Here is a 10,842-nt window from a genome sequence, read left to right as displayed (position 1 = left end):
CGGTGTATCCGGCGATGTGGGCTTCGGCCTGTTCTGGCGTGAGGCTGGTGCCGGGGCGGCCGATGACGGCGGCCACTTCGAGTTCGAGGTCGAATGCGGTGCTGCCGGGGGCGATCGGGACCGGTTCGTCGGGGCCGATGATCGCGTAGGGGTTGGTGAAGTAGAAGGCGGGCGCCTCGTACCACTGCGGGGGGATGGTGGCCTGCGGATCGGTGAGCTTCGCGACGCCCTCGACATGCTGCTCGAAGGTCATGAAGTCGCGGACGGTGGGCGGTTGCGGGATGGGGGCCCGCAGCGTGACGTCGCCCGCTTTGCGGACCTGGCGGGGGTCGGCGAGGGCACGCCGGCCGGCGGCGCCGAGTCGTTCGCCGTCGTCGCCGAGAAGGTCGAGCAGGCGCAGGCCCGGTTCGAGGGCGTGGATGAGGTCGCCGTCGAGGACGCCGACGCGTTCGCCGTCGTCGGGGTGGGTGTAGGTGACGAAACGCATGAGGGGGCTCCGGTGATGATCGTGGGCGCGCGGCGGGTCAGAGCGCGCAGTGCAGGGGCCCGCCGTGGTACGTGACGGTGTCGGTGAACGCCGCCTCGATGTCGAGGGTGGTGCCGTCCGCGTCGCAGTAGGCGCGGTGCAGGTTGAGCAGGATGCGTTCGGGGTCGGACCAGTCGGCGAACGCACCCAGGTCGCAGCCGCGGGCAGCCTCCAGCGGGGGCAGCCCTCGCTCCCGGCCGTCCCGGGCGATGCGCTGGACGGTGCGGTAATAGCGGGCGTGGGCGTCGAGGGCGGTGTCGATCTCGTCTCGGGTGATCAGCGGCCCGTGGCCCGGGACGACGGTCTGCGCCCCGAATCCGGCGAGCCAGTCCAGCGAGCGCAGGGCGCCCTCCACCGAGCCGGTGAACACCAGCGGGGTGACCTGGTGGAAGAGCAGGTCGCCGGCGAACAGCACGCGTTCGTCGGGGAGCCAGACGACCAGGTCGCCGGGGGTGTGGGCGGCGTATCCGGGGTGGCGGATTTCGATCCGCCGGCCCCCGGTGTGCACGGTCGTTTCGTCGCTGACGGCCAGGTTCGGCGGTCGGTGCCGGGCGATGCCCCAGTCCGGTGCGGGCGACCAGATCGGCGGCAGCGAGGTCAGCACCGTGTCCTCAAGGATCGCTTGGCGCGTCTGCGGATGGGCGATGATCGGCACGGACCGGGGCAGCAGGGCGTTGCCGTGACTGTGGTCACCGTGCGCGTGGGTGGTGACGGCCGCCAGGAGCGGCGTCTGGCCCGAAACGTGGGCCACGGCTGCCAGGAAGGCGCGGGTGCGCTCCGCGGTCGCGCAGGTGTCGATCAGCACGGCGCCGTCCTCGCCCAGGACGGCGCCGGCGTTGTTGAGCCACCAGTTGCCGTCGGGCTGAATCCAGGCGTGAACGCCGGAGGCGACCTCCACCAGATGCGCAGACCGATCGCCGGACAGGCTGCGGGGTTCCGGCACGGATGCGGCTGCTGCGGGTGGTTGGTACTGCGTCGCCATGGCTGGTCCTTCAGTCAGGCAGTGTCCGGTGGTGGTCGTGGGTCAGGCCAGGCGATCGCCGAGCCACTGCAGGCTCCAGGGGATGAGCTCCTGCGCCTCCTGCAGAGCGCAGTGGGTGGCGTTCGGGACGAGGCGGACGACGGTGTTCGGGCGGGCTTCGAGCGGCTTGGCGTCGTCGGCCGGGATGTGCTGGTCCTCGGCTCCGTTGACGTACAGCAGCGGCACGGGGTCGCTGCCCCAGTCGTCCAGGAGCCCCTGGGCGCGCAGCGAGAAAGGGCCCATGGCGGCGGCGAGTTCGGCACGGCTGAGCTCGGCGTCCAGACGCAGGGAATTGCCGAAGATGCCGGGCATGCCGAAGCGGAGCCGGGCGACGGCCTCGGGGCTGAAGGCGGTGTCGATGAGCCCGCCGATGCTGACCGCGGCGTCGACTGTCCCGAGCAGGGCCAGTTTGACCGTCCAGTGCCCGGCGAAGCTGAAGCCGACGGTGCCCACCCGGCGTGCCTCGGGGAAGCGGCGGCGCAGCCAGTCGATGACACCGCCGATGTACTGCTCGCCGTCGGGCCCGTTGGCGACCGGGGACTCCCCGGTGCCGGCCATGTCGACGGTGGCCACCCGGGCGCCGACCATCTGCGCCGTCGCGACAGCGGTGGGATGCACCTCGGCCTTCCAGGTGTCCACCCCGCTGAAGACCAGGACGACCGGGGCGTCGGCGGGCAGGTTCTCGGGGAGGTAGAGGTGGACGGGGACCTGCGCGACCTGGCCGCGGAAGCGCACGCCGATCACCTGCCGCTCGAAGGGCACCTCGAAGCCCACGGAAGCCTGCCGGAAGGTGCGCAGATGGTTGTCGTACGCGCGGGCATGCGCGGCGTTGCCGAGAACGGGGAATTTCGCGATCCCGTACAGACCACTGGCGCGCAGGGCATCACCGTCCTTCTCGGCTTGCTCGGCGAGGAGAGACCACTCGTGTGCCCAGCCGCCGGGACCGTCCGCCCACAGGTCGCGGATGCGGCGGGACATCTGGTCCAGGACGGCGGGATCGATACCGGACAGAACCCACTGGGGCGTGCGCTCCTCGATGAGTTCGGCGGGGTCGACGGAGAAGGTGAACGGCATGGGTGTGGCCCTCCAGTTGAGTGGCACGGAGGGCCGCATGGGCCCTTCCGCAGAAGCGAGTATGCATTGCGATGCACTGATGCATCAACAGTGCACCTATAATGTGCTCACCGCCTTGAGTGCTCCGGCGGCCGACTGGAAGCGAGGAGACATCCGTGACCCGATCGCCCGCGGACCCCACAGACGCCGTCAACCCGGCCGAGCGGCCGGCCGGCCGCAGGGAGCGGCAGCGCCAGAGGCTCCGCACCGCGATCCTGGACGCCGCCCTCGAACTGTTCACGGAGCAGGGGTACGCCGCCACGACCATCGACCAGATCGCGGAACGCGCGGACCTGGCGCGGCGCACGGTCTTCAATCACTTCCCCCGCAAGCGCGACATGCTCGACGTGTGGGCGGCAGAGCGCCGTGAACTCGTCACTGCCCGGCTGGCGCAGGCCAGCGCTCAGCGCGCCCCCGCCCGCCGCCAGCTCGAACTCCAGATGGACGCCCTGGCCGAGGCGAACGAACAGGACCCGAGAATGGCCCGCGTCATCTCATCGGGCTGGCTGAGCGAACTGGGGACCTTCGACAGCCCCTTCCCGGTCTTCGAATCGATCCGCGACAGCGTCCGCTTCGGCCAGGAGGGCGGTGACTTCCGGTCCACAGTCCCCCCGGAGACCGTCGCGGAAGCCCTCAGCGCCTGCTACACCGACACCCTCCAGCGCTGGCTCCAATCCCGCCAGCACGACGACAAGCCCTTCGCCCTGGCCCCGGCGCTCCGGGCAAAACTCAGCCTCATCCTCGACGGTCTGACGACGCCTCAGGGCTGAGGGCACGGGGCGACCGTCGCCGAATAACGCGCACCAGTCAAGGATGGCGGGGGTCGGCGATCCCGTCGGCAACGCGGCGCACGGCCCGGCCGACGAGCGGCACCAGAGCCGTGGCCAGGCTCGGGCCGTTTCATGCTGGAGCCCACCGAGCCCGTTCGTGCACTGGCAGTGCATTCATGCATCATCCGTGCATATAATGAGCGGGCGAGGTTCCGTTGCCTATGTGGCGCGCCGATGCCTTGCCTGCCATCGGAGGGGTTGCGCCATGCCGTTTGTCTCCCCGTCGGTCTCGCCGGGCCCGGCACGGAGCGGGCGCAAGCCGCGAGCAGGAGTGGCTGGCGTGCCCTTCCGCAGACAGACGGGCCGGGCCAGCCAAGACCCTGCGTTCTCCCATCGACTCCCCGCAAGGGGACCGTCTCCCGCCCTCCCGCCTCACCATCCCCTACGCATCGACCCCAAGGCCACGCCTCCAGCGAGTCCTTGGCAACGCACGGCCCGCCGCGCCGGAAGCTGAGCCACCCCCGGTCCTGCGAACCTGTTCAACCACTTCACCCAGAAGAGGATCCGCGACGTGATCACCAACGCGACCGAAACCGCCGACCATCCCGCAGCCGAGAGCGGTGTCTTCCGGATCGGCGGCGACCTGCCGGTCAACCGTCTCGGCTTCGGCGCCATGCGCCTGACCGGCCCTGGCGTCTGGGGAGAGCCCGCCGATCGCGCCGAATGCGTGCGTGTGCTGCGCCGTGCGGTCGAGCTGGGCGTCACTTTCATCGACACCGCCGACGTCTATGGCCCCTTCGTCAGCGAACAGATCATCCGCGAGGCGCTGCACCCGTACGCGGATGACCTGGTCATCGCCACCAAGGGCGGCCAGTCCCGGCAGGGCCCCAACGCGTGGGCGCCGCTGGGACGCCCGGAGTACCTGCGCCAGCAGGTCGAGCTGAGCCTGCGCCACCTCGGCCTGGAGCAGATCGACCTGTACCAGTTGCACCGGATCGACCCGCAGGTGCCGCTCGCCGACCAGCTGGGCGCGCTGGCCGACCTGCGGGCTGCCGGCAAGATACGGCACATCGGCCTGTCGGAGGTGTCCGTGGTCCAGCTGGAGGAGGCCCGGGCGATCACCGAGATCGTGTCGGTGCAGAACATGTACAACCTCACCGAACGCAAGTACGAGGACGTCCTGGAGTACGCGGAGGCCAACGGCATCGGCTTCATCCCGTGGTTCCCCATGGCGACCGGACAGCTGGCCGGCCCGGGAGGGCCACTCGACACCGCCGCCAAGGAGTACGGCGCGACGCCCTCCCAGCTCGCGCTGGCCTGGCTGCTGCGCCGCTCCCCGGTAATGCTGCCCATCCCCGGCACCTCCTCGGTGATCCACCTGGAGGAAAACATCGGCGCCGCTCGGGTCCAGCTCTCCGACACCGCGTACGAGGACCTCGTCAACGCCGTCTGAGCGGACCGAGCCGGGCCCGGGCGCTGATAGCTGACGCAACACGCAGGTTCGCGTTGGGACCGGGCAGCACCGATGTGGATGACCTGCTACTCCGCCTCCGTCATGTCGGAGACATAGCTCGGGGTGCGGTTCGGTCAGTCTGCCGCGTTGCCGAACCTGTGCGCGAGGCAGTCACACGACGGGGGAGGCGGGTTGGACTCCACGCACGCGAGCGCGAAAAAACTGCGGCAACAGGGCCTCCTGGTGCTTGGTCCCGATCAGGAACCCTGTTCGAACAGGCCAGCCCCGTGATCGATAAGCGGATGGCGTCTCAGAAATGTGCAGCTCAGATGCCGAGGCCCCGCGCACCGGCCACTGTTCCACAGGGGGCAGCGGCAGTGCGCGGGGCCGGTGTCGGTCTGAATCGGGCCGTCGAGGTATCCGGCAGTCGGGCCTGTCAGCGACGGAGGTCGCCGTCAGAGCCCCCAGTGCTGGCAGCCTCGAGGTCCCGGACGTCCGCGTCCAAGGCGCTCATGTAGCTGCTGACGCTGGAGAACGAGGTTCGCGCGCTACCGAACGTGGAGTCGGCGATCGTCTGCTGGGCGTCGTTGACCAGATCGGCGAGGAACTGCGCGGTGACGATCAGCATTTGGTTGGCCACCACCCTGTTCCGGGCAGCGATTGCGTCGGCCTGCGCTGTCCGGAGGTCGTCGAGCACCGTGAAGAGGTAGGTGGCCACCGAGGCCGCTACTGTGAGAACGGTGCCGACCGCGAAGACATCGGTACGGAACTTACCGGCGGCTACTTGCGTAAGGGCTGTGCCGAGAATGCCCAGTGAGGTGATGAAAAGGGTGCGCGCGGCCTTTTTGCCGGGGGAAGCAAGGCAACGCCCCTTGCATTTCGTCGGAGTGGCGTAGATCTCATCCAAGTTGGCCTTGAGAGTATTCAGGTCGGCGCCGCTCAGACCGCCCCGTTCGTCTTTGGAGATCCCCCTTGCAGCCAGGTTGTCGCGCATCTTGCGTGCCTCGGCGTCGAGCTTGGTCCGCTGCGCCGGTTGGGTCAGATCCCACCCGAGCTGGCCAACAGCGGCGTTGAGGTTGGCGAACACCTCGTCGACTTCCTCGTCGGTGGGCCCCACCGGCTGCGGCTCCGGCTTGGGCCCCGGAGCCGAGTCACCATCCTCGGCGGCGGCGAGCTTGACCAGGTCGGCGACGAGAGTGAACGCCGCGTCATCATCGACGATCTCGATGATCTCTTCGTTCGGGTCCAGCTCCACGGCGATCGACCCCGCAGCGCTGGCGGACCCGAGACTCAGATGTACGAGTAGCGCGACGGCGATGGCGGTGGCGACCATCGCAACCCAGGCATAAGGCCTTTTCATGAATGTTGCTCTGTGCTGCACCGGACTCTCCAGAGGTCGAGGCGGACGCCATGGGCTTGCTCTGGCAAAGATGACCGAAGCTCGGTCGCCTCACCAGGGTCAAATATCCCGAGTCGCCAACACAGAGCACCTGGATTCCGGACCGCTGTCCGTATTCGGCCTGGAATGCCGGTAGCCGAATCAGTGACGGGAGGACGCCGTAGGCTGGTTGAGTGCCCGAGTGAGCTCGCGATTCGCGGCCCAGGCAGCCCCCAGCTCTTCGGTGCGCTCTTCGAGCTGATGACGGACGTCGACGACCTCGGACAACCTCGTCCTGCGGTCGGCCGCAACCCACGCCAAGCAACTCCGCACTGGTGCCTTCAGCCGGCCGGTGCCCCGAGCGGAGTGAACACTCCCGGCCGCGTCTGCAGCGCCCACCCCCGCTCCACCAGGCGTTTCGCCTTCGACCGCAGCCCCTCGACCTTCGCCGGGACCGCCTGAAGGCCCAGGGCCGCGGCCAGCTGCTGGCACCGCATTCCCTCCCGGGCCGCATCCGATTCCAGCACGGACATGATCCGCTGGTAGTCGGCAGGCAGGACCGACGCTGTCATCCCCTCGGCCCATCTGGGCACAACCGCCCCCGCCACCGCACTCACCACCGGCTCCACGACCGCACACGGGGGCCCGGCCAGCACCTCGGCCACCGTCACGCGGGCATCTGCAAGGCGCTGAAGTGTGCGTTCTGCCTCACCGAGGGCGGCCTGCACCCGCTCGGCCTCCTCCCGCAACCGTGCCACCTCTTCCCGGACCTTCTTCTCCCGGGCCTCCAGCAGACCGAGCACCGACGGCACCAGCTACCTCCACAAGCGAGACGAACGGACGAACCACGCCCATCTCTCCCGCTCCCAGCCGGAGTTCATGCCCACCCAGCCCGAACCAAACGATCACGTTCGGAAAGCGGATGGCGTCTCAGCAAGCGCAACAGGTGTGGCGGGACCGCCTCGCCCGCGGCCGCCAGTGGATCGAGGCCGTCCTCGACACCCTCAAAGGCCAGCTCAGGGGACTTATTCAACTAGCCTGCGGTTGCGCTGGACCGAGGAGAAGAAGGACCAGGCGATCAGGACGACCCCGACGAGGCCCGTGATGACCTCGTGGATCTCGTACTGGATGGTGACGAGCAGGATCACGGCGAGGGCGCCGATCGCGTAGTGCGCGCCGTGCTCCAGGTAGACGTAGTCGTCGAGGGTGCCCTGACGGACCAGGTAGACCGTGAGCGAGCGGACGTACATCGCGCCGATGCCGAGGCCGAGCGACATCAGGACGATGTCGTTGGTGATGGCGAAGGCGGCGATGACGCCGTCGAAGGAGAAGGACGCGTCCAGGACTTCCAGGTAGAGGAACATGAAGAACGCGGCCTTGCCGGCCATCACGACCGCCGGGACCTTCTTGCCGCTCCTCTTGGCCTCTTCCTCGGCCTCGTGCTCGCGCTCCTCCTCTTCCTCGAGCTTGTTCTCGAAGTAGCCGGAGAGGCCGCCGACGATCAGGTAGGTGATCAAGCCCGCGATACCGGCGATCAGGACGGTCTCCGCCTTGTCCACATGGATGCCGCCGTGCTGGTGGGCGTTGGTGGCGAAGGTCATCGCGGAGACGAGCAGCACGATGAGCGCGATGCAGACGGAGAGCATGTCGACCTTGCCGAGCTTGGCGAGCGGACGCTCCAGCCAGCCGAGCCACTTGATCTCCCGGTCCTCGAAGATGAAGTCGAGGAAGATCATCAACAGGAACATGCCACCGAAAGCGGCGATCGACGGGTGGGCGTCGGTCACCAGCTGCTGGTACTTGTCCTTGTCGTCGAACGCGAGCCGCACCGCTTCGATCGGACCGATCTTGGCGCTGATGGCGACGATCACGACCGGGAAGACCAGGCGCATGCCGAAGACCGCGATCAGGATGCCGATGGTGAGGAAGATCTTCTGCCAGAAGGCATTCATCTTCTTCAGAATCCCGGCGTTGACCACGGCGTTGTCGAAGGACACCGAGATCTCGAGGATGGACAGGATCGCCACGATCCCGAAGCCGGCCCACCCCCCGTATAACGCCGCCGCGACCAAGCCGAGCGCGGTGACCGCGAACGACCAGCCGAACGTTTTCAGAAGCACTGGCTACCCAATCGTTTTGTGCGGGGCTCCCCCGCGCCGCACCTGACTTTACGAAACATTGACCTAGTGAGTGGGACCATCCTACATAGAGGATGCTACTCAACTGCCTTCACTTCCTTGGGAGTTCGGCCGTGGCCCGGCGTTGCGTGGGCTGTATTCGACGAGGCCGGCCTGATCGACGGTGGAGGTGTAGCGCAGGGCCGCGGGCCGACGGTCAGGCCGATCAGGTCGCAGATCCGGCGGGGATCCCCGCTGTGGCCTCAGCCTCGTGGAGGAAGCGGTCCTCGCGGAGCCGGCGGGCGGGCATGCCGATGATGTCGTTGATCCAGAGTGTGCTGATGGGTCCACGCCGCAGGCGGTGGTCTGGGACAGGAACAGGTGGGAGTTTGGCGGTGCGTGGCCACCTGCTGTTGCGGTAGTTCGGATAGGTCGCGAGTCGGTCGTGCACCGGGTCTGCGAGCAGGACTGTTCGATTGGGCAGGAACAGCCTTCCGTCGCGCAGGTCCGTGGTCATGACGGTAAGCAGGTCCTTCGATGTGTCGCACCGGTCAGGACCGCACGAGGGGGGTGTGCGTGACGGCGACGGGTGGGTGGGGAATCTCAGCGAGCAGGTCCGTCCCACCCCCAAACAAGAGGTGGGGATTCAGCAACAAACGGCCAGTGTCGCTCTTCGTTCCCCATTCGTTTGCCTCGGGCAATGAGGACCAGCTTCGTCCGTCGGCACAGGGGCGGAAGTGCTCTCCTCTGTCAACGATTCCTTCGACGTCACAGACAGCAAACCGCCCGTACCTTCGTGTCCGATCCGGGGGGTCACCTTGCCCTGGTCCGCTCTGCGAGCTTCCTGTGTGTGGGCCTACGGTGAGGTCATGCCTCAAGACATCACACGCTTACATCACGTCGGCCACGTCGTCAGCGACATGGCACAGGCCATAGCGCTCTACCGGCGGCTCGGATTTCACGTTCCGCCGCCCAGCGTGCCGGCGCTGGCACCCCGCGAAGGTGCCGCGCCGGAGCCTTTCGGGGCAGCGAATGCCCACGCCGACCTCTCCCGGAGCTTCGTTGAGTTGGTGACCCCGGTGAAGCCCGGGAACATGGCGGGCCTGCCACCTGACGCGCGGATCGTTCCGCTCCAGGCACCTGCGGAAAAGCTCCCCCTGGTCCTGTCGCGGATCGAGGCGACCAGCGCCCAGCTTGCCGGATGGTGTGATCGCTTCGAAGGGCTCCACATCCTGATGTTCTCCTCGCCGGACGTCGACGGCACGGGGAACCGGCTCGCTGCGGCCGGTGTCGAACACGGAGGGGTGAACACCGTCGGCCGACCGGTCGAGACCCCCAACGGCGTGCGCACGGAACCCGTCCGCTACCTGGAGATCGACGGTGCACCGGAAGGCCGGGTCGGCGTCGTTGCCGACTTGGACCCGACATTCCAGCACACCCGTCACCTCGACCACCCCAACGGCGCCCAGGACATCGTCGAGGCGGTGCTGTGCGTACCTGACGGACAACTCCCCTTGGTTCGCGAGCGGTACGCGCGGTATCTGGGCCGGACGATCTCCACAGAGGGGCCGGTTACCCTCCTGGCCGAGGCCGACCTCCGTGATCTGCTGCCGGGTGAGGCTGCGCCCGCGCTCCCGGCGCTTGTCGCCTGCACAGTTGCCGTCCCTGACATCGCTCGGGTGCGTGCGCTGCTTGCAGAGTCCGGACTGCCAGTACGCGAGACGGCCCGAGGGGAGCTCTTCGTTCCGGCCAAAGAAGCTCTCGGTGCAGCTCTGATCTTCCGGGAGATCTGAGAAGGCTTCCGCTTACCGCTCAACGGACTTGTCTGGTCGAACAGGGTTCCTGATCGGGTGATCGCGGCAGGAGCGGTGCATGAAGGCAGGGCCTCTTGGTAGTTCGGGGGTGCGATCCCGTCCGATCAGTCCCAGGAGGCCCTGTTGCCGCAGTCTTTCGCGCTCGCGCCCGTGGAGTCCAACGCGCCGTCTCCGGCGTGTGACTGTCTCGCGCACAGGTTCGGCAACGCGGCGGACGGACCGGACCGCGGGCGGTGTTACGGCTCCGATATGACGGAGGCGGAGTGGCAGGTCATCCGGCCGCTGCTGCTGGTCCCCGCATGGCTGCAGGGGCGGGGCGGGCGGCCGGAGGGCTACTGCCACCGCGTGATGCTAGTGCTCTGACCGGGAAGGTTCGCCGGGGCGGTCGTCCGGGCGGTTGGATGTGCGTTGACGTCCGATCCGACTGCTGGGGGTGTGGTGGCTGAGCCTGTCCGTGTGCGTAGGTTGACCGACCAGGAGGGGCAAAAGCTGCAGCAGATCGTGCGCCGGGGCAGCACCAGTTCGGTGCGGTACCGGCGCGCGATGATGCTACTGGCCTCGGCCGGCGGGAACCGGGTGCCGGTGATCTCGAAGTTGGTGCAGGCCGATGAGGACACGGTCCGGGATGTGATCCACCGGTTCAACGAGAT

The 10,842-nt window shown here is 68.0% G+C and carries 12 protein-coding genes; 5 read left to right on the top strand and 7 right to left on the bottom strand.

Annotated features, from left to right (window positions below; all coding sequences use genetic code 11):
- From CA983_RS32985 to CA983_RS32975, 3 genes are all read right to left on the bottom strand, one after another.
- The coding region (locus CA983_RS32985; protein WP_143645610.1) for a fumarylacetoacetate hydrolase family protein at positions 1 to 487 on the bottom strand (487 nt) is incomplete at its 3' end.
- Positions 488 to 524: 37 nt separating this feature from the next.
- The gene (locus tag CA983_RS32980) at positions 525 to 1,508 is read right to left on the bottom strand and encodes an MBL fold metallo-hydrolase (RefSeq protein ID WP_086604459.1); all 984 of its coding nucleotides are present in this window, start codon (positions 1,506 to 1,508) and stop codon (positions 525 to 527) included.
- 42 nt (positions 1,509 to 1,550) lie between these two features.
- Positions 1,551 to 2,621: an alpha/beta fold hydrolase gene (locus CA983_RS32975; RefSeq protein WP_158101915.1), complete on the bottom strand. Its 1,071-nt coding sequence runs from the start codon at positions 2,619 to 2,621 to the stop codon at positions 1,551 to 1,553.
- 155 nt (positions 2,622 to 2,776) lie between these two features.
- On the opposite strand from CA983_RS32975, the gene CA983_RS45415 reads away from it, so the two are divergent.
- Together CA983_RS45415 and CA983_RS32965 are read left to right on the top strand one after the other, a co-directional pair.
- The gene (locus CA983_RS45415; protein ID WP_107500304.1) at positions 2,777 to 3,430 is read left to right on the top strand and encodes a TetR/AcrR family transcriptional regulator; all 654 of its coding nucleotides are present in this window, start codon (positions 2,777 to 2,779) and stop codon (positions 3,428 to 3,430) included.
- A 574-nt stretch (positions 3,431 to 4,004) separates the two neighbouring features.
- A complete protein-coding gene (locus CA983_RS32965) occupies positions 4,005 to 4,883 on the top strand; it encodes an aldo/keto reductase (RefSeq protein ID WP_086604462.1) in 879 nt (292 codons plus the stop codon).
- A 436-nt stretch (positions 4,884 to 5,319) separates the two neighbouring features.
- Here CA983_RS32965 and CA983_RS32955 read toward each other — a convergent pair whose 3' ends face one another.
- The 4 genes from CA983_RS32955 to CA983_RS32940 all read right to left on the bottom strand — a co-directional run bounded on the left by CA983_RS32955 (position 5,320) and on the right by CA983_RS32940 (position 8,895).
- A complete protein-coding gene (locus CA983_RS32955; protein ID WP_143645609.1) occupies positions 5,320 to 6,264 on the bottom strand; it encodes a hypothetical protein in 945 nt (314 codons plus the stop codon).
- Positions 6,265 to 6,602: 338 nt separating this feature from the next.
- Positions 6,603 to 7,073: a hypothetical protein gene (locus CA983_RS32950; protein WP_086604456.1), complete on the bottom strand. Its 471-nt coding sequence runs from the start codon at positions 7,071 to 7,073 to the stop codon at positions 6,603 to 6,605.
- A gap of 213 nt (positions 7,074 to 7,286) precedes the next feature.
- The gene (locus CA983_RS32945; protein WP_086604455.1) at positions 7,287 to 8,381 is read right to left on the bottom strand and encodes a DUF475 domain-containing protein; all 1,095 of its coding nucleotides are present in this window, start codon (positions 8,379 to 8,381) and stop codon (positions 7,287 to 7,289) included.
- 223 nt (positions 8,382 to 8,604) lie between these two features.
- Positions 8,605 to 8,895: a hypothetical protein gene (locus tag CA983_RS32940; protein WP_086604454.1), complete on the bottom strand. Its 291-nt coding sequence runs from the start codon at positions 8,893 to 8,895 to the stop codon at positions 8,605 to 8,607.
- A 352-nt stretch (positions 8,896 to 9,247) separates the two neighbouring features.
- Here CA983_RS32940 and CA983_RS32935 point away from each other — a divergent pair, with 352 nt between their 5' ends.
- From CA983_RS32935 to CA983_RS32925, 3 genes are all read left to right on the top strand, one after another.
- Complete coding sequence (locus CA983_RS32935; protein WP_086604461.1) at positions 9,248 to 10,171, top strand: VOC family protein; 924 nt, start codon at positions 9,248 to 9,250, stop codon at positions 10,169 to 10,171.
- Positions 10,172 to 10,315: 144 nt separating this feature from the next.
- Entirely contained in the window at positions 10,316 to 10,555 is a 240-nt protein-coding gene (locus CA983_RS32930; RefSeq protein WP_244207195.1) for a transposase, read from the top strand.
- A 75-nt stretch (positions 10,556 to 10,630) separates the two neighbouring features.
- A partial coding sequence (locus CA983_RS32925) for a helix-turn-helix domain-containing protein (RefSeq protein WP_341866691.1) occupies positions 10,631 to 10,842 on the top strand: 212 nt, incomplete at its 3' end.

The organism is Streptomyces swartbergensis (assembly GCF_002148965.1).
GTDB classification, from domain to species: domain Bacteria; phylum Actinomycetota; class Actinomycetes; order Streptomycetales; family Streptomycetaceae; genus Streptomyces; species Streptomyces swartbergensis.
Note: the sequence above shows the minus strand (reverse complement) of the source record. Positions and strands in the feature narration are given on the sequence as shown.

What these genes read in the sequence shown, in the direction of transcription:
- CA983_RS32935 (WP_086604461.1), top strand. Translation starts at nt 9,248, where the DNA reads ATGCCTCAAGACATCACACGCTTACATCACGTCGGCCACGTCGTCAGC.
- CA983_RS32940 (WP_086604454.1), bottom strand. Translation starts at nt 8,895, where the DNA reads ATGACCACGGACCTGCGCGACGGAAGGCTGTTCCTGCCCAATCGAACA.
- CA983_RS32980 (WP_086604459.1), bottom strand. Translation starts at nt 1,508, where the DNA reads ATGGCGACGCAGTACCAACCACCCGCAGCAGCCGCATCCGTGCCGGAA.
- CA983_RS32975 (WP_158101915.1), bottom strand. Translation starts at nt 2,621, where the DNA reads ATGCCGTTCACCTTCTCCGTCGACCCCGCCGAACTCATCGAGGAGCGC.